At 64.8% G+C, this 18282-nt stretch carries 17 protein-coding genes; 4 read left to right on the top strand and 13 right to left on the bottom strand.

The genetic code is table 11. The features are described from left to right. Positions 1-79 precede the first annotated feature (79 nt). Complete coding sequence (locus tag ABZO33_RS16940; protein WP_414536975.1) at positions 80-1018, top strand: S66 peptidase family protein; 939 nt, start codon at positions 80-82, stop codon at positions 1016-1018. Between the two features lie 34 nt (positions 1019-1052). On the opposite strand, the gene ABZO33_RS16935 is transcribed toward ABZO33_RS16940, so the two are convergent. The 5 genes from ABZO33_RS16935 to leuS all read right to left on the bottom strand — a co-directional run bounded on the left by ABZO33_RS16935 (position 1053) and on the right by leuS (position 7034). Further along, a complete protein-coding gene (locus ABZO33_RS16935) occupies positions 1053-2366 on the bottom strand; it encodes a lytic murein transglycosylase (protein ID WP_414536974.1) in 1314 nt (437 codons plus the stop codon). Between the two features lie 62 nt (positions 2367-2428). Next, positions 2429-2593, bottom strand: coding sequence for an alternative ribosome rescue factor ArfA (gene arfA, locus ABZO33_RS16930; protein WP_023630277.1), 165 nt, complete (start codon positions 2591-2593; stop codon positions 2429-2431). 91 nt (positions 2594-2684) lie between these two features. Further along, complete coding sequence (gene holA / locus ABZO33_RS16925; RefSeq protein ID WP_414536973.1) at positions 2685-3722, bottom strand: DNA polymerase III subunit delta; 1038 nt, start codon at positions 3720-3722, stop codon at positions 2685-2687. Between the two features lie 37 nt (positions 3723-3759). Further along, on the bottom strand, positions 3760-4365 hold the full coding sequence (gene lptE / locus ABZO33_RS16920) for an LPS assembly lipoprotein LptE (protein ID WP_414536972.1): 606 nt from the start codon (positions 4363-4365) through the stop codon (positions 3760-3762). A gap of 62 nt (positions 4366-4427) precedes the next feature. Beyond that, positions 4428-7034: a leucine--tRNA ligase gene (gene leuS / locus ABZO33_RS16915; RefSeq protein ID WP_414536971.1), complete on the bottom strand. Its 2607-nt coding sequence runs from the start codon at positions 7032-7034 to the stop codon at positions 4428-4430. A gap of 237 nt (positions 7035-7271) precedes the next feature. Here leuS and ABZO33_RS16910 point away from each other — a divergent pair, with 237 nt between their 5' ends. Both ABZO33_RS16910 and ABZO33_RS16905 read left to right on the top strand, forming a co-directional pair. Further along, positions 7272-7586: a hypothetical protein gene (locus ABZO33_RS16910; protein ID WP_414536970.1), complete on the top strand. Its 315-nt coding sequence runs from the start codon at positions 7272-7274 to the stop codon at positions 7584-7586. Positions 7587-7711: 125 nt separating this feature from the next. Further along, positions 7712-8473 (top strand): YdcF family protein, encoded by a 762-nt coding sequence (locus tag ABZO33_RS16905; RefSeq protein WP_414536969.1) that lies wholly within the window; start codon positions 7712-7714, stop codon positions 8471-8473. Between the two features lie 33 nt (positions 8474-8506). Here ABZO33_RS16905 and lnt read toward each other — a convergent pair whose 3' ends face one another. The 8 genes from lnt to ABZO33_RS16865 all read right to left on the bottom strand — a co-directional run bounded on the left by lnt (position 8507) and on the right by ABZO33_RS16865 (position 16024). Beyond that, on the bottom strand, positions 8507-10024 hold the full coding sequence (gene lnt / locus ABZO33_RS16900) for an apolipoprotein N-acyltransferase (RefSeq protein ID WP_414536968.1): 1518 nt from the start codon (positions 10022-10024) through the stop codon (positions 8507-8509). Between the two features lie 8 nt (positions 10025-10032). Then, positions 10033-10872 carry an HlyC/CorC family transporter gene (locus tag ABZO33_RS16895; protein WP_023630352.1) on the bottom strand — a complete coding sequence of 280 codons (840 nt, stop codon included), beginning with the start codon at positions 10870-10872 and terminating at the stop codon, positions 10033-10035. Positions 10873-10898: 26 nt separating this feature from the next. Continuing rightward, entirely contained in the window at positions 10899-11372 is a 474-nt protein-coding gene (gene ybeY / locus ABZO33_RS16890; protein ID WP_414536967.1) for an rRNA maturation RNase YbeY, read from the bottom strand. Beyond that, positions 11365-12363: a PhoH family protein gene (locus tag ABZO33_RS16885; RefSeq protein ID WP_414536966.1), complete on the bottom strand. Its 999-nt coding sequence runs from the start codon at positions 12361-12363 to the stop codon at positions 11365-11367. Before ABZO33_RS16885 ends, ybeY begins: the two co-directional genes overlap by 8 nt. 179 nt (positions 12364-12542) lie before the next feature. Beyond that, positions 12543-13088 carry a tetratricopeptide repeat protein gene (locus tag ABZO33_RS16880; protein WP_414536965.1) on the bottom strand — a complete coding sequence of 182 codons (546 nt, stop codon included), beginning with the start codon at positions 13086-13088 and terminating at the stop codon, positions 12543-12545. A 199-nt stretch (positions 13089-13287) separates the two neighbouring features. Beyond that, the gene (gene hemL / locus ABZO33_RS16875; protein WP_217868160.1) at positions 13288-14571 is read right to left on the bottom strand and encodes a glutamate-1-semialdehyde 2,1-aminomutase; all 1284 of its coding nucleotides are present in this window, start codon (positions 14569-14571) and stop codon (positions 13288-13290) included. 17 nt (positions 14572-14588) lie between these two features. Then, entirely contained in the window at positions 14589-15212 is a 624-nt protein-coding gene (gene thiE / locus ABZO33_RS16870; protein WP_414536964.1) for a thiamine phosphate synthase, read from the bottom strand. A gap of 14 nt (positions 15213-15226) precedes the next feature. Beyond that, positions 15227-16024: a hydroxymethylpyrimidine/phosphomethylpyrimidine kinase gene (locus tag ABZO33_RS16865; protein ID WP_414536963.1), complete on the bottom strand. Its 798-nt coding sequence runs from the start codon at positions 16022-16024 to the stop codon at positions 15227-15229. Positions 16025-16289: 265 nt separating this feature from the next. Here ABZO33_RS16865 and ABZO33_RS16860 point away from each other — a divergent pair, with 265 nt between their 5' ends. Continuing rightward, a complete protein-coding gene (locus ABZO33_RS16860) occupies positions 16290-18281 on the top strand; it encodes a sensor histidine kinase (protein WP_414536962.1) in 1992 nt (663 codons plus the stop codon). Position 18282: the final 1 nt, after the last annotated feature.

Genomic DNA, 18282 nt, shown 5'->3' with positions numbered 1-18282 from the left:
GCCGATGTGCGCCGGAAGGCGGCATCGGCATTTTTTTTGAGCTGCATGTTTCAAGCGACGAGCTGCAAGGAGTGGCGCGATGAATTGCCTGGAGACCGCTGAACCCCTGTTGCCCAAGGCACTGCCTGGCAACGCCCGTTTCGCCATCATCGCCCCGGCTGGCCCGGCGCGCCTGGATACCGACAAGGCTCGCCAATGGTTCGAGAAGCGTGGCCACCAGTGCCGGATCTACCCCGGGGTACTGCAGGCGGACGGCTACCTGGCGGGCAGCGACGAGCAGCGCCTGCGCGATCTGCATGACGCGTTCCGCGCCCCGGACATCGACGCGATCCTGTGCATGCGCGGGGGCTACGGCAGCATGCGCCTGCTGGACCGTATCGACTTCGACTTGATCCGCCGTCATCCCAAACCACTGGTGGGCTACAGCGATATCACCGCGTTGCATACGGCGATCAACCGGCATGCGGGGTTGCTGACCTTCCATGGGGCGATGCTCAACGCCGACTTGCTGGGCGTGAAGCTGGAGCCGACCGTGCGCTCGTTGTTCGACCAGCTTGGCGGGCAGGTAGTGGCGGGGGACGAGATTGCCCATCCGCCGGCTTTTGCGCTGACCGGGGTCATTCCCGGGGTGGCCAGTGGCAGGTTGGTTGGCGGCAACCTGTCGGTGCTCGGGGCAACATTGGCGACCTTGGGCGAAGTCGATACCCAGGGCAGCATCCTGTTCATCGAGGACGTCAACGAGCCGCTCTATCGTGTCGACCGCCTGCTGACCCAATTGCGCCTGGCCGGCAAGCTGGAGGGTGTGCGTGGTGTACTGGTGGGAGATTTTGCCGGGATCACGGTCGCGGCCATGACGCCCTTGCTGCTGGATATCTTCGGCCCGCTCGGGGTGCCAGTGCTGGCGGGGTGGCGCAGTGGGCATTGTGACCCGAATGTGTGTCTGCCATTGGGGGCGCGGGTCAGGCTCGAAGCGGGAGAAAAGCGGCTGGTGCTCGAACAGGCCTTGTTCAAGGCCTGAAACAGTCGGGGCCGCTTTGCGGCCCCGGTATTTGCTAGCGACGCAGGCTGTCGAGCAGCTTGTGCGTCGGATAGCCATCCGCCGGCCAGCCCTGCGCCTGCTGCGCATTGCGAATGGCCTTGCGGGTATTGGCCCCGATGATCCCGTCGGGATTGCCCGCCTCATGGCCGCTGGCATTGAGCAAGGTCTGCAGCTCTATCCGTTCGCTGCGGCTCAGCGGCAGGTCCTCTTTCGGCCAGCTGCCGGCAATGAACCCCCAACCGTAGAAGCGATCCCCCAGCAGGCTCACCGCCAGCGCGTAGGATGACGAGTTGTTGTACTTGAGGATCGCGCGGAAGTTGTCCAGTACCAGGAACGCCGGCCCACGGGCACCGGCGGGCAGCAGCAGAGCAGCGGACAGCTGGTTGCTGCCAGCGGGCAATGAGGTGCCGGCGGGCAGTTTCACGCCCAACTGCAACCATTCGCTGACGCTCTTGCGCTGGCTGCCATCGGCCAGCCACCAGTCGAAGCCGGCAGGTACCTGTACCTCGAAGCCCCAAGGCTGGCCACGCTTCCAGCCGGAGGCCTGCAGGTAGTGCGCGGTGGATGCCAGGGCGTCGGCGGTGCTGTTCCAGATGTCACGGCGACCATCACCGTCGAAATCCACCGCGTGGGTGAGGTAGGTGGTCGGGATGAACTGGGTCTGGCCCATGGCGCCGGCCCAGGAGCCGCGCATCGCGTCAGGCTGGATGTCGCCGTTCTGCAGGATCTGCAGCGCGGCGATCAGCTGGTCTTGGGCGAACTGGGGGCGGCGGCCTTCATAGGCCAGGGTGGCCAGCGAACGGATCACCGACTTGCTACCCTGGAACTGGCCGAAGTTACTCTCCATGCCCCACACCGAGACCAGCACCTGGCGGTCGACGCCGTAGCGTTGCTCGATGCGTGCCAGCAGCTCGGCATTTTGTTCTAGCAGTTTCTTGCCGTTGCGTACGCGCAGCGGCGACAGGGCTCCGTCCAGGTATTCCCAGACCGGGCGGGTGAACTCTGGTTGGCTGCGGTCGGCCTTGATCACGTCCATGTCCGGAGTGACGCCGAGGAAGGCACGGTCGAACAGGCTGGAGCTGATCCCGGCTTGCAGGGCTTGCTCGCGGAAACCGGCCTGCCATTGGGCGAAGGTCTGCAGGGGCTGGATTTCGCTGCTGCTATCGGGCGTGGCGCCGGGTAGCGTAACGACGGGTGCGGGCTGGGCGGGTGCCAGCGGCAGGGCATCGGCGGCGGTGGGTTTCTCGGCGCAGGCGACGAGCAGGATGAAGCTTGTGGCCGCGATCAGCTGGCGGGGTTGCCAGCGGAGAGTGAGACGAGAGGGCATGCACAGATCCAGAATTGCAGGTCAGGTGCCGACCATACCATGCCTGCGCATTTCATGCCTTTTCAGGCGGCCATAAAGCAGGAAGCCTCCCAATCTCTCGATTGGAAGGCTTCGCGGCGGTAGCTTCCTTTGCCTTTTCCTGCCTGTTCCTGGCGGCAGCGGAACAGTGGTTGGGCGATGATCGACTTGGCCTTGTTGGGGCCGTGCTTTTTCGGCTTCTTGCTCATGGTGGATTCCCGGTCTGGATGGATTGCGGGCGCACTTTAGGCCTGTAGCGCTCTGTGGGCCAATTGATTGTGTTTATGGCGGCGGTGCGCTTTATTCGGCGGGCAGCGCCAGGCGCTGTCCGGCCATGAGCAGCGACAGGCGTGCCAGACTGGTCCACGGCGAGCCCTCGGCCTGGCCCTTGATCTGCGCATCGATACGCTGGGCATCCTGCAACAGCATGGCCCAGCGCTGAGCCGAGAGGCGTTGCAGGGCCTTGCTGACTAGCGGGCGGCGCTTATCCCAGACTGGAGGTCGGGCCTGGCTGAAGGCCTTGTCCAGCGGTACGCCTTGGCTGAACTGCTGTGCGAGCCCGGCCAACAGGCGCAGTTCGCGGGCAAGCGCCCAGAGAATGACCGGTGGCTCGACACCTTCGCCACGCAGTCCTTCGAGCATGCGCAGGGCATGGGCCGCTTCGCCATTGAGAATGGCATCGACCAGCCCGAATACGTCGAAGCGAGCGCTGTCGGCGACAGCGGCCTGGACGGTTTCGACGGTGATCTGGTTGCCCTCGGCGAGCAACTTGAGCTTCTCGATCTCCTGGGCGGCGGCCAGCAGGTTGCCCTCGACCCGGGCGGCGATCAGGTCGATGGCGTCACGCTGGGCCGAAAGGCCGGCCTGGGACAGGCGCTGGTTGATCCACTGTGGCAGTTGCTGGGCGTCCACCGGCCAGATCTGGATGAACTGGCAGTGCGGGCCTTCGATCAAGGCCTTGCCCCACTTGGTTTTCTGCGCGCTGCCATCGAGCTTGGGCAGGCTGATCAGCAGCAACGTGTCCTCGGCCGGGTTGGCGCAGTATTCCATCAGCGCGGCAGCGCCTTTGTCGCCGGGCTTGCCCGAGGGCAGGCGCAGCTCCAGCAGCCGGCGCTGGGCGAACAATGACAGGCTGGCCCCGGCCAGCAGCAGGTTGCCCCAGTCGAAGTTGGCATCGGCGCTGAACACCTGGCGTTCGTCGTAGCCCTGCTGGCGTGCGGCGCTACGGATGGCGTCGGCGGCCTCCTGGCAAAGCAGCGGGTCATCGCCGCTGACGATGTAGACGGGCGCGAGCTGGCCTTGCAGGTGCTTGTTGAGTTGGGCCGGGGAGAGCTTCATGGCGAAGGGCGGGGCACCTCAGGTGCCCCGTTCAGGCTCAGGGAGCCGGGACTTCCAGCGGCGACTGTTGGGGCGTCTCGTCCTGGATGCGCTGGGCTTCCTTCAGGGCGCGAGCCTCGGCTTCGGCGCGCTCGTTGGCCTTGCGCTGCAGCTCGTCGAGGTGTTCCGGGGGCAGCTGCTGCAGGCGGGCCATCAAGCCCTGCACCAGATCGCGGCGCATTTCCTCGCGGACCTGGTTGGCTTCCTGGCCGGAACCGGTGATGTTGTTGCCGTTGTAGACGTAGTACTTCTGCACTTGCAGCTTGTCTTCCAGCAGGATGGTGTCGTTCTGGCCTTCGACCGCATAGTTCAGCACGGTAGTCAGTTCGTACTCGGCCGAGCGGTTGCCACCGCTGTAGGTGGCGGCGCGCTGGGTTTCCTGCTCGTTGGTCAGCACCAGCTTGTACGGCGCGCCGGAGTAAACTTTTACACCGCTGCTTTCCAGGGTGCGGCGCAGCTGCATGACGGTCGGGCCGTACTCGTTGCGGGCGCTAAGGTCCAGCTCCTTGATGCTCAGTTCGTTGGTGCCGGTGCCGCGCAGCTGGAAACCGCAGGCGCTGAGCAGCACAGCCAGGCCCATTACCAGCAGATTGCGTTTGATCATGTGTGTTGCTCCCTCGTGGACCGATTACGCCCGCCTGCAGGATATGCAGGCGGGCGTTGCCATCAGTTGGCGACGATGTTGACCAGTTTGCCCGGAACGACGATGACCTTGCGGATGGTCAGGCCGTCGGTGAAGCGCAGGACGTTCTCGTTGTTGCGAGCGGCGGCCTCGACTTCCTCGCGGCTGGCGGCGGCTGGCATTTCCACCTGGCCACGCAGCTTGCCGTTGACCTGAACCACCAGCGTCACGGTGTCCTGCACCAGTGCGTTCTCGTCGACCGTCGGCCAAGCCGCGTCGATCGCCGCCTGGTCGTGGCCCAGCGCCTTCCACAGTTCGTGGGAGATGTGCGGGGTGATCGGTGCCAGCAGCAGGGTAACGGCCTCGAGGCCTTCCTGCAGCAGGGCGCGGTCCTGGGCGGTGGCCTGTGGCGCCTTTTCCAGCACGTTCATCACGGTCATCACCTGGGCGATGGCGGTGTTGAACTTGTGGTACTGGCCCACATCGGTGCTGGCCTGCTTGATCGCGGCATGGATGGCGCGGCGGATGACCTTCTGCTCGTCGCTCAGGGCGGCGATGTCCAGCTTGCCCGGCAGGCCCTGTGCGACATGGGCCTGGGCCAGGCGCCAGACACGGCGCAGGAAGCGGCTGGCACCCTCGACCCCGGAATCGGACCATTCCAGGCTCATGTCAGGCGGCGAGGCGAACATCATGAACAGGCGGCAGGTGTCGGCACCGTAGGCCTCGATCATCGACTGCGGGTCGACGCCGTTGTTCTTCGACTTCGACATCTTTTCGGTGCCGCCGATTTCCACCGGCAGGCCGTCGGTCTTCAGGCGCGCGCCGATGATCTTGGCCTTGGCGTCACGTTCGATTTCGACGTCAGCCGGGTTGAACCAGTCCTTGCCGCCGTTGCTGGCGACGCGGTAGTAGGTTTCGGCGACGACCATGCCCTGGGTCAGCAGGTTCTTGAACGGCTCGTTGGAAGTGACCAGGCCTTCGTCACGCATCAGTTTGTGGAAGAAGCGCGCATACAGCAGGTGCAGGATGGCGTGCTCGATACCGCCGATGTACTGGTCGACCGGCAGCCAGTGGTTGGCGGCTTTCGGGTCGACCAGGCCCTTGTCGTAGTTCGGCGAGGCGTAGCGGGCGAAGTACCAGGACGACTCGACGAAGGTGTCCATGGTGTCGGTTTCGCGCTTGGCCGCGGTGCCGCATTTCGGGCAGGTGCATTCGTAGAATTCAGGCATGCGCGCCAGTGGCGAGCCGGCGCCGTCCGGCACCACGTTTTCCGGCAGGGTGACCGGCAGTTGGTCTTCCGGCACCGGCACGTCGCCGCAGGACGGGCAGTGGATAATCGGGATCGGGCAACCCCAGTAGCGCTGGCGGCTGATGCCCCAGTCACGCAGGCGGAACTGGGTGCGCGACTTGCCGAGGTCCTTGCGGATCAGCGCGGCTTCGATGGCGTCGAAGGCGCCCTGGAAATCCAGGCCGTCGAATTCGCCGGAGTTGATCAGCTGGCCGTGCTCGCCATAGGTGGCCAGCCATTCGTTGCCGACTTCATCGCCGACGCTGGTGCGCACCACGGCCTTGAGCGGCAGGTTGTACTTGTGGGCGAACTCGAAGTCGCGCTCGTCGTGCGCCGGCACGGCCATGACCGCGCCATCGCCGTAGTGCATCAGCACGTAGTTGGCGACCCATACCGGCAGCTTCTCGCCGGTCAGCGGGTGCTCGACGAACAGGGAAGTGGCCATGCCCTTCTTCTCCTGCGTGGCCATGTCGGCCTCGGCGACGCTGCCGCTCTTGCACTCGTCGATGAACGCCTGCAGCGCCGGGTTGCCCTGGGCGGCCTGGGTGGCCAGCGGGTGCTCGGCGGCGACGGCCACGTAGGTGGCGCCCATCAGGGTGTCCGGACGGGTGGTGAAGACTTTCAGGGTGCCCTCATGACCGATGCTCGCCTGGTCATAGGGGAACTGCACTTCCATGCCGCGGGACTTGCCGATCCAGTTGCGCTGCATGGTCTTGACCTGCTCGGGCCAGCCCGGCAGTTCGTCGAGGCTTTCCAGCAGCTCGTCGGCGTAGTCGGTGATGCGGAAGTAGTACATCGGGATTTCGCGCTTTTCGATCAGCGCGCCGGAACGCCAGCCGCGGCCGTCGATGACCTGCTCGTTGGCCAGTACGGTCTGGTCCGCCGGGTCCCAGTTCACGGTGCCGTTCTTGCGGTAGATGATGCCTTTTTCGAACAGGCGGGTGAACAGCCACTGCTCCCAGCGGTAGTAGTCCGGCTTGCAGGTGGTGACTTCACGCGACCAGTCGATGGCCAGGCCCAGGCTCTTGAGCTGGGTCTTCATGTAGTCGATGTTTTCGTAAGTCCACTTGGCCGGGGCGACGTTGTTCTTCATCGCGGCGTTTTCCGCCGGCATGCCGAAAGCGTCCCAGCCCATCGGCTGCAGGACGTTCTTGCCCAGCATGCGCTGGTAGCGGGCGATCACGTCACCGATGGTGTAGTTGCGCACGTGGCCCATGTGTAGCTTGCCGCTCGGGTACGGGAACATCGATAGGCAATAGTAGGTGTCTTTGCCTGGCTGTTCGGTGACAGCGAACGATTGTTGCTCGTCCCAGGCATTCTGGGCGGCGGCTTCTACATCACGGGGCGTGTATTGTTCGTGCATGGCTACTTTGTATTGAGAGATAAGAGACATGTTCCAGGCAGCTCGACCTCACTGCGTCCGGCACTCCGGGATCTGCAAGAGTGAACGCCGTAGCATACATGAGCGCCGCGCATCGTGGGAAACCCTGATTGCATCGCCCGCCGCGCGGGCCGTTGGTCGCGGCGCCCGGCCGCTTTTACGAGTGACGCTAAGCTCATTTGTGGGGGGAGATATTCTTACCTTCAATGAGGTGAACGGATGGGAGAGTCGCAACTAACCGCAAGCAAACCGGAGCTTTACGAGCGCTTGATCGACCGTTTGGGCCTGGCACTGGAAGTCGCCAGGACCTCCGTGCGATTGCGCGACGAGATGCCTGCCGAACTGGAGTTGCGTGGCCTGAGCCATGCCGAGTTCGAGGTGATCAAAGCCTACCTGGAATCCCTCCCGGAAGGCCGATTTGCCAGTGCCGGTGCCTACCCGCAACCGGAGCCGTCCTCTGCCAGGATTGTCTGGCTCAAGGACCGCAGGCGCCCCGGCGCCCAAGCCAGCTCCAGGACCTTGCCGTCCCGATAGCCGTTCAGGGTTGCAGGCGCGGGCCGACGCGCCGGTTTTCGCAATGCACGCATCGATCGGCGCCGGTTGCCCTTGAGGCCCGGTGCCGATCCTCTTAGGCTGCACGCCTTCCATGGAGGTGTGTGATGCCGCTGCGCTTTTTCATCAAACAATGGTTGATGCCGCCCGGCGTCCTGTTCCTGTTGCTGCTGGCCGCCTGGTGGTGGCGCCGTCGCCGTCCGCGCCTGGCCGCCGCCTGCTTTGCTCTGGGGCTGGGTGGCTTGTGGCTGATGAGCCTGCCGCTGACTGTCGAGCAGGTTGCCCGGGCCCTTGAAACAGAGCCGCCATTGGCGCTTGAGGGGTGGGCAGGCCTGGCGTCAAGGGCCGACGCCATCGTGGTCCTCGGTGCCGGGCGGGAGCGCGGTGATCCGGCCTGGGGTGGCCTTGATCAGCCAACCTACGTCGCCCTCGAGCGCATGCGCTACGCCGCGCAACTGGCCAAGGCCTCAGGGCTGCCGGTGCTGACCAGCGGTGGCTTGCACTATGGCACGCCGCCCAGTGAGGCCCAGCTGATGGCTGACCGCCTGGAGGCGGATTTTGGGGTAAAGGTTTCCTGGAAGGAGGAAGCCAGCCACACCACCTGGGAAAACGCCGAGTTCAGCGCCAAGGTGTTGCAGCCGCAGGGTATCAAGCGGGTGGTGGTGGTGACGCAGGCCTGGCACATGCAGCGCTCGCGCTTGAGTTTCGAGCGGGCCGGGTTCGAAGTGGTGCCGGCACCGGTGGGGTTCCTGGGGCGGGATCATGCGCGACCGTTCGCGGGATTGCTGCCGGAAAGCCGGGCAATGTGGCAGAGCGGGCAGTTGCTGAACGAGGCGGTGGGGTTGGTGGGGTATCGTTTGTTCTACTAAGGCCTGGGGCCGCTACGCGGCCCCAGGAGGACCTCAGACGGTCCGCGCGATGCGCCCGGCCAGCAGCGCCCAGCCCAGCAACAGCACGCAGACGATCGCCAACGGCCACGAACGCCATTGCAGGTAAGGCGTCAGTTGTTGCATAGGCACTACCTCGCCGTACAGGACCGCACGCTGGAACTGCGGGACCTGCGCGGTGATCCTGCCGAACGGGTCGATCAGCGCGGTCACACCGTTGTTGGTGGCGCGGATCATCCAGCGGCCGGCCTCCAGTGCGCGCATCTGGGCCATCTGCAGGTGCTGCAGCGGGCCGATCGAGGTGCCGAACCAGGTGTCGTTGCTGATGGTCAGCAGCAGGTCGCTGCGCGCGGCCAGGCTCGCGGCGAATTCGGGATAGACCACTTCGTAGCAAATGTAAGGGGCGATCTGGTAACCCTTGGCCTGTAGCAGTGGCTGGTCCTCGGGGCCACGGGCGAAATCCGACATCGGCAAGTTGAAGAACTCGATCAGGCCGCGCAGCATGTCCTGCAATGGCACGTACTCACCAAAGGGCACCAGCTTCTGCTTGAGGTAGGTGCCGTCGCCCTCGCCGGTCACGGTGATGCCGTTGAAGTAGCGGCGCTGGTGATGGACCATCTGCCGCACCGGTACCCCGGTGATGAGTGCCGAGTGCCTCTCGGCGGCAAAGTTGCCCATCATGTCGATGTAGCCCTGAGCCTGGTCCTTGAGCACCGGCACGGCGGTTTCCGGCCAGACCAGCAGGTCGACGGGCCTGGAGCTGAAGCTCATGTCGCGGTACAGCGCCAGTTGCGCATTGACGTGCGCCGGGTCCCACTTCAGGTCCTGCTCGACGTTGCCTTGCAGGGCGGCGACCTTCAGCGGATCACCTGCCGGCTTGGTCCAGGCGTGGTCCTTCAGGGCCAGGCCGATGATCCACGGCGTCACCAGTAGTACCACACCCACAGCCAGGAACGAGCAGCGTTCGCGCAGGCGATGGAGGTTGCACAGCAGGGCGGCGGTCAACGCCAGGGCGAACGAGATCAGCCACACGCCGCCCAGCGGCGCGAGGCCTGCAAGCGGGCCGTCGAGCTGGCTGTAACCTGCGTAGAGCCAAGGGAAACCGGTGAGGAACCAGCCTCGGAAAGCCTCTTGCAGCAACCACAGGGCGGCAAAGCACAAGGCGTCGGCCAGCGGCGCCTCGTCGCGGCGCAACCAGCGTGCCCAGAGCCAGGCGGGGAGGGCGAAGAAGAAGGCCAGGCAGGCGAAAAACGCCAGCAGCAGCAGGATCGCCAGCAGCGGCGAGGCGCCGCCGTAGGTGTTCATGCTGACGTAGATCCACCAGGTGCCGGCACCGTAGAGGCCGAAGCCGAAGCACCAGCCCCGGCCCAGGGCCTGGCGCGGGCTCAGTTCGCGCAGCCCTGCATAGAACAGCGCGAGGGACAGCAGGGCCAACGGCCAGATGTCGAAGGGGGCCAGGGCCAGCAGGGTGGAGGCGCCGGCCGCCATGGCCAGCAGGTTACCGGGCCAGCCGGGGCGGGTGATCCAGCGCATGTTCGTCCTTAACGATTGATCGGTGTCAGGCGCAGCAAGTGTATCCGGCGGCTGTCGGCATTGAGAATGCGGAAGCGGTAGCCGCCGATCTCGGTGGTTTCGTTACGTTTGGGCAAATGGCCGAACGCACTCATCACCAGGCCGCCGACCGTATCGAACTCGTCATCGGAGAACTCGCTGTCGAAGAACTCGTTGAAGTTCTCGATCGGGGTCAGTGCCTTGACCAGGAAGTCACCGCTGGGCAGCGGCTTGATGTAGCTGTCTTCCTCGACGTCATGCTCGTCCTCGATATCGCCGACGATCTGCTCGAGCACGTCCTCGATGGTCACCAGCCCCGCCACGCCGCCGTATTCGTCGATGACGATGGCCATGTGGTTGTGGTTGGCGCGGAACTCGCGCAGCAGCACGTTCAGGCGCTTGGACTCGGGCACGAAGGTGGCCGGGCGCAGCAGGTCCTTGATGTTGAAGCTGTCGCCATTCTCCTTGAGGATCAGCGGCAGCAGGTCCTTGGCGAGCAGGATGCCGAGCACATCGTCGTGGCTCTCGCCAATCACCGGGTAGCGCGAGTGCGCGGCATCGATCACTGCCGGCAGGAACTCGCGGGGCGACTGGTTGGCCTTGATGCTGATCATCTGCGAACGCGGCACCATGATGTCGCGCACCTGCAGGTCGGCGACCTGGATGGCGCCTTCGACGATGGTCAGCGCTTCGCTGTCGAGCAGCTTGTTCTGATGGGCTTCGCGCAGCAGCTCGAGGAGCTCCTGGCGGTTTTTCGGCTCATGGGCAAAAGCCTGGGTCAGCTTACCCAACCAGGACTTTTGCCCGTTGCTCGATCGGTCTTCGCTCATGGCGGTTACTCGTGATCCTTGCAGTATCAGTGTGTGATTGTTTCGGTTTCGTCATCGGCGTACGGATCCGGATGACCCAGTTCCGCCAGCAATTGCCGTTCCAGCGCTTCCATTTCCTCGGCCTCATCGTCTTCGATGTGGTCGTAGCCGAGCAGGTGCAGGCAGCCGTGGATGACCAGGTGCGCCCAGTGCGCCTCCAGGGACTTGCCCTGTTCGGCGGCCTCGCGCTCGACCACCGGCACGCAGATCACCAGGTCGCCCAGCAACGGGATGTCGAGCAGCTCGTCGGGGACGTCGGCGGGGAAGGACAGCACGTTGGTGGCGTAGTCCTTGTGCCGGTACGTGTGGTTCAGCTCGCGGCCTTCGGCGGTGTCGACCAGGCGGATGGTCATTTCCGAGTCGGCGCTGCGCTGGCGCAGGGCAAGTTCGCACCAACGGCGGAAGGCGGCGTCATCGGGGGCAGCGGCGTCCGTGGCCCGTTGCAGGTCGAGTTCAAGCATCTTTGCCGGGTGCCTCGGGCTTGGACTGACGGGCTTCGAAGCGGTCGTAGGCTTCGACGATACGCTGCACCAACGGGTGGCGTACCACGTCCTTGGGCTGGAAATGGGTGAAGCTGATGCCTGGCACGTCCTTGAGCACCTCGATCACATGGGCCAGGCCCGACTTGGTGCCGCGGGGCAGGTCGACCTGGGTGATGTCGCCGGTGATCACCGCGGTCGAGCCAAAGCCGATGCGGGTGAGGAACATCTTCATCTGTTCGAGGGTAGTGTTCTGGCTCTCGTCGAGGATGATGAAGCTGTTGTTCAGGGTGCGGCCGCGCATGTAGGCCAGCGGCGCGATCTCGATCACCTGGCGCTCGATCAGCTTGGCCACGTGCTCGAAGCCAAGCATCTCGTAGAGCGCGTCGTAGAGCGGGCGCAGGTACGGGTCGATCTTCTGGGCCAGGTCGCCGGGCAGGAAGCCGAGCTTTTCGCCGGCCTCGACCGCCGGGCGCACCAGCAGGATGCGGCGTACCTGTTCACGCTCCAGCGCATCGACCGCGCAGGCCACGGCCAGGTACGTCTTGCCGGTACCGGCCGGGCCGATGCCGAAGTTGATGTCGTTGGCCAGGATTTCCTTGACGTAGCGCTGCTGGTTGACGCCGCGCGGGCGGATATTGCCCTTGCGCGTGCGCAGCGAGACGCTGACTTCGTTGACGGCCGGGTTTTCGAGGCTCTCTACCGCCGATTCCTGAAGGTAGAGGTGGACCGTTTCCGGCGACAGGTCGGTGCCCTTGGTCTCGCGATAGAGTCGGCGCAGCAGTTGTTCGGCGGCAGAAGTGGTCTTGGGTTCGCCGATCAGTTCGAACTGATTGCCGCGGTTGCGGATCTCGATGGCCAGACGTTGTTCGATCAGGCGCAAGTGCTCGTCGAACTGGCCGCACAGGTTGGCGAAACGATGGGCCTCGAAGGGTTCGAGGATGAAGCGATGGGGTTGTATGGGTGCGTTCAAGGTCGTTTTTAGCCGCTCGACGGCAATGAATGTGAACTCAAGAATAACCCTTGAGTGGCAGTGGCGAAAGCACTGAAACGATCAAGGGTCGCTGGGACGCGTCCGATCCGTGCGTCAAGCATGGCAGGGCAAGTTGACGAATCGATGATGCCTGGGCCAGCGCCGGGCCGGGCAACGGTTCAGGGAAGCGGGGAGAAGGGCGTGCGGCCTTCGGCGTTCTGCAGTTCCAGCAGGTATTTGCGGAAGATCTGGCCGAGTACCTGGGTGGCGTGCTCGAGCTCGTCGCGGGGCATCTGCTCGGTGACTTCGTCGGCCATGTCCAGGGCGTCTTCGGCACCGTTGACCGCGGCGATCTTGAGCAGGATGTAGGCTTGCACGTTGTTGGCCTTGACCCCTTCGCCATGGAAGAACATCGAGCCGAGGCGGTACTGTGCTTGCGCCTGGCCTTGCAGCGAGGCTTTCTCGAACCACTTGAGCGCGTTGTCGAGTTGACGCGGTGTGCCGCTGTAGTAGAACTCGCCCAGCTCGTACTGCGCTTCGGCGTCCCCTGACTGCGCGGTCTGCTCGCAGGCCTTCAGGGCATTGTGCAGGTCTTCGGGCGCGGTATCGAGGGCGCAGCGGCCCGTCGCTGGAATCAGCAACGAATTACCGCCCTCCGCCAAGGCCAGCAGGGGCTGAAGAAGCAACAGGCAGCCCAGGGTAAGGGCGCGGCCGGTGCGGTTCATGGGGATCGACTTACCTCTGCAAAGCTACGGCCAATGTCTCTGGTGGCACATTATGGGATAAGCAGCGCCTACCTTACAAAGTTTTACGCGAATTTCTACTGCAGGATGGGACGTGGCGGGTTGTGATGGGGTTCACAGGCTTGCCTGGTCCGGCCTGATCATGGGGCAAGCCCGCGATCAGGCCGAGACAGGAACACCCTTACTTCAGCTTGGCAAATGCCCGTTCGGCGGCATCCAGGGTGATCTGCAGCTCCTTGTCGCCATGGGCGATGGAGGTGAAGCCCGCCTCGAACGCGCTTGGCGCCAGGTACACGCCGCCTTCGAGCATCAGGTGGAAGAAGCGCTTGAAGCGTTCAGCGTCGCTGGCCATCACGTCGTCGAAGGTGACGATATCGTCGGCACCGCTGAAGTACAGGCCGAACATGGCGCCCGCCTGCGTAGTGACGAACGGGATACCGGCGGCATCGGCACGCTGTTGCAGGCCATCGAGCATGCGGCTGGTGAAGGCACTCAGCTCGTCATGGAAGCCCGGGCGGCTGATCAGCTTCAGGGTGGTCAGGCCGGCGGCCATGGCCAACGGATTGCCCGACAGGGTACCGGCCTGGTAGACCGGGCCCAGCGGGGCGATGCAGCCCATGATCTCGCGCTTGCCGCCGAAGCAGCCGACCGGCATGCCGCCGCCGACGATCTTGCCGAAGGTCGACAGGTCGGGGGTGATGCCATAGTGGCCTTGCGCACCGCCAAGGGAGACGCGGAAGCCGGTCATCACCTCGTCGAAGATCAGTACCACGCCGTGCTTGTCGCACAACGTGCGCAGGCCTTCGAGGAAGCCCGGCGCCGGCGGCACGCAGTTCATGTTGCCGGCCACCGGTTCGACGATGATGCAGGCCACGGTCTGGCCGACGTCGGCCAGGGTCTTCTCGACGGCGGCGATGTCGTTGAACGGCAGGGTCAGGGTGTGCTTGGCGAAGTCCGCCGGTACCCCGGCCGAGCTTGGCACGCCCTGGGTCAGCAGGCCGGAGCCGGCCTTGACCAGCAGGCTGTCGGAGTGACCGTGGTAGCAGCCTTCGAACTTGATGATGGCGTCACGGCCGGTGTAGCCACGGGCCAGGCGGATGGCGCTCATGGTCGCTTCGGTGCCAGAGCTGACCATGCGCACCATCTCCATCGACGGCACGATCGAGCAGACCAGGTCGGCCATCTCGGTTTCCATGGCGGTCGGCGCACCGTAGGACAGGCCGTGCTCCAACTGTTTGCGCACCGAATCCAGGACCTCTGGATGGGCGTGGCCGAGGATCATCGGGCCCCAGGAACCGACATAGTCGACGTAGCGCTTGTCGTCTTCATCGATGACGTAGGCGCCTTCGGCGTGCTTGAAGAACAGCGGGGTGCCGCCGACGCTCTTGAAGGCGCGCACCGGCGAGTTGACGCCACCGGGGATGTGTTTCTGGGCTTGGGCGAACAGGGCTTCGGAACGGGACATGGAGTCTTCTCTCGAAATCAGGAAACGAACAGGGCGTTGAAGGCGCGGGCGCGGCGGGTGACTTCCTGCGCGCTGTCGGCACCGAACAGGCCGTGGATCACCGCCAGCAGGTCGGCGCCATGGGCGACCAGCGGGGCGGCGTTGTCGAGGGTGATGCCGCCGATCACCGCGATCGGCAGCTTGACCTGGGCGCGGGCCTGCTCCAGCAGCTCGACGCTGGCGGCGGGCGCGCCCGGTTTGGTGACGGAATTGAAGAAGCGACCAAAGGCGACATAGCTGGCGCCCTCGTTGGCGGCCTGCTGCGCGAGGTCGAGGCTGGCGTGGCAGGTCGAGCCGATGATCGCCTGGTGGCCGAGCAGGGCGCGGGCCGGGGTGAGCGGGCCATCGGTCTGGCCAAGGTGCACGCCAACGCCCAGGCGGGCAGCTAGTTCGGCATCATCGTTGATGATCAGCTCGGTGCTGTAACGCTCACAGAGCGTCTTCAGCGCTTCGGCCTCGCGCAGTCTGTGGGCGGCATCGTCGCTCTTGTCGCGGTACTGCAGTAGGCGCACGCCGCCTTCAAGTGCCGCTTCGACGTGGGAGAGGAAACGGCCGGCCAGCAGCTGGCTGTCGGTGATCGCGTACAGACCGCGGAGCTTCATCGGATGGCCTCGTGTCAGGAACAGAAATCCAGGGGCAGGCGGCGCGGCACGTACTGGCCTTTGCCCAGCTGTTCGGCGTCGCGCAGGGTGCGCCAGGTGTAGTCCAGGGCGCTGCGCACGGCGCTGGTCAATGCTTCACCCAGGGCCAGGCGGCCGGCAAGGGCGCTGGCCAGGGTGCAGCCCGAGCCGTGGTAGCTGCCCGGCAGGCGTTGGCAGGTCCAGGTGTGCTGCTGGCCGTCGCGGCTGTACAGGCGGTTGTGGATTTCCACCTCGTCGCCGTGACCGCCGGTAATCAACAGGTGTCTACAGAACGGCAGCAATTTTTCGGCGCACTCGTCCGCGGTGCCTTCGGGCAGTTCCGCCAGAATGCGTGCTTCCGGCAGGTTCGGCGTGGCGATGGTGGCCAGCGGCAGCAGGCGTTCGCGCAGGGCGTAGCCGACCTCGTCCTTGCCCAGGCGGCCACCGCCACCGGCGTGCAGCACCGGGTCGCAGACCAGTGGCAGGTGCGGGTGGGCGGCGAGCAGTTCGGCGACGGTGTCGACCATCTCGATCGAGCCGAGCATGCCCAGCTTCACCGCGGCCACCGTGGAGTCGGCCAGCACGGCGTTGGCCTGGGCCAGCACCCACTCGCGGTCAAGCACGCGGAAGTCGGAAACGTTGACGGTATCCTGCACGGTCAGGGCGGTCACGGCGGGTGCGGCGTGACAACCCTGGGCGATCAGGGCTTCGATATCTGCCTGCAGCCCGGCGCCACCACTGGGGTCGTGGCCGGAGAGACAGAGGACAACGGGGCGGGAGCTGTAGGTATTCATGGTCGGCGAGCTTATCACCAAACCTTTTTGTGCGGTTCGGTCGTGGCGAGAGAATTGCTGATCAAGTGGTCAGGTTGGTTTTGTTGGATATTCTGAAACGTGCGTTCTAGAGCCTCTGCATTGAAATTCTCAGTAGCTGCTGAGCAGTGCTGGAGGCTATGCTAGAGTGCTCGGATAACTCGATGAACGGGTTCTGCCGGATCACGTCGTCTCAAAGGGAAGGGAGGCAACCGCGACGCAACCGGACAGGCCATGCTGGGGCTGTATGCGCTATTTGCTGATTGTGCTTCTGGGCTGCTTGCCCCTGCTGGCCGGAGCGGTCGAATTCGACGACGCCACCGGGCGCTTGCCGCTGGGCCGCTACATGCAGGTCTATGAAGACCACGATGGCAGCGCCAGCATCGCCCAGGTCAGTACCGGCGCATTCGCCGGACGCTTCCATGCTCATCACGACGACGTGCTCAACGCCGGCTATTCGACCTCGGTTTTCTGGCTCCGTGTCGACCTCGCCTATGCAGCCACGCCTTCGCCGGCGCCACGCCAGTGGTTGCTGGAGCTTGCCTACCCACCGCTGGATCATCTGGAACTCTATCTGCCGGACGCCCAGGGCACCTATCGCCTGGCCCAGCGCACGGGTGATGCCTTGCCCTACGCCAGCCGGCAGGTCCGTCAGAACAACTACCTGTTCGAGCTGCCGCTGCACCCCGGCCAGGCGACGACCGTCTACCTGCGCCTGCACAGCCAGGGTTCGATCCAGGCACCGCTGACATTGTGGTCGGCCCAGGCCTATCTGGAAGACCAGCCCACGCGTCTTTACGTGCTGGGCATGATCTACGGCGTGCTGCTAGTGATGCTGGTGTACAACCTGTTCCTGTATCTCAGCGTGCGTGATGTCAGCTACCTGTACTACATCCTCTACATCGCTTCGTTCGGCCTTTATCAGGTCTCGGTCAACGGTGCCGGCATCGCCTACTTCTGGCCCGACAGCCCCTGGTGGGCCAACGCTGCCACGCCATTTTTCATCGGTGCCGCCGGGCTGTTCGGCTGCCAGTTCGCCCGTCATTTCCTGCAACTGGGCAACCTCAGCCGTGGTCTCGACCGTCTGCTGAAGGGGTTGATGGCTGGCGGCGCGCTGGTGATGGTGCTGGCGGTGACCCTGCGTTACGGCGTGGCGCTGCGCATGGCCACGCTGCTGGCACTGTTGTTCACCGTGAGCATCTTCAGTGCGGGGTTGTATGCCTGGTGGCGCGGCTTGCGCGTGGCGCGCTGGTTCATCATCGCCTGGACCGCCTTCCTCGTCGGCGGGCTGGTCAACACCTTGATGGTGCTGGGGTACCTGCCCAACCTGTTCATCACCATGTACGCCAGCCAGCTGGGCGCTGCGTTGGAAGTGGCGCTGTTGTCACTGGCTCTGGCCGACCGCATCAACAGCTTGCGTGAGCAGCAGGCTCAGGCCCTGCGCGACACCGGGCGTACCCTTGAGCAGTTGAACCTGCAACTGGCCCGCAGCAACCGGCTCAAGGACGAGTTCCTCGCCACCGTGACCCACGAACTGCGCACACCGATGAACGGCGTGATCGGTTCGCTGGAGCTGCTGCACACCCTGCCCATGAGCGCCGAGCAGGCTCAGTACCATCGCACCGCCACCGGCTCGGCCCAGGACATGATGGCGATGGTCGACGATATCCTCATCCTCACCGAACTGCAGGCCGGGCGCCTGCGCAACCATGGCATGGCGTTCAGCCTGCGGCGGCTGCTCCAGGAACTGCGGGCCGGTTATGCCAGCCAGGCGCTGGCCAAGGGCCTGTACCTGAGCCTGGATATCCCCGCCGACCTGCCCGACAGCCTGGTCGGCGATGCGCAGAAGCTCGCCCGCTGCCTGGCGTGTCTGGTGGACAACGGGCTGAAGTTCACTCACCAGGGCGGCGTCACCGTGCAGGCCCGTGGCCGGCGTACCGGACCTGACAGCCTGGCCCTGAGCCTCACAGTCAGTGACAGCGGCATCGGCTTCGACGACCTGGACCAGGCGGTGCTGTACCAGCGCTTCTTCCAGGTGGACGGTTCGATGACACGGCGCTATGGCGGATTGGGGATCGGCCTGTCCATCTGCCGCCAGTTGAGCGAATTGATCGGCGCCACGTTGTCCCATGAGTCCACGCAGGGGCTGGGCAGTCGGTTCGAGCTGACGCTGCCCTTGACGGTGGCACAGGTGCAGGCTCCACCGGCGCGTGCTGTCTCGAGCCTGGACCGCTTCTGAA

It is taken from the genome of Pseudomonas sp. CAM1A (assembly GCF_047501685.1).
GTDB lineage: Bacteria > Pseudomonadota > Gammaproteobacteria > Pseudomonadales > Pseudomonadaceae > Aquipseudomonas.
Note: the sequence above shows the minus strand (reverse complement) of the source record. Positions and strands in the feature narration are given on the sequence as shown.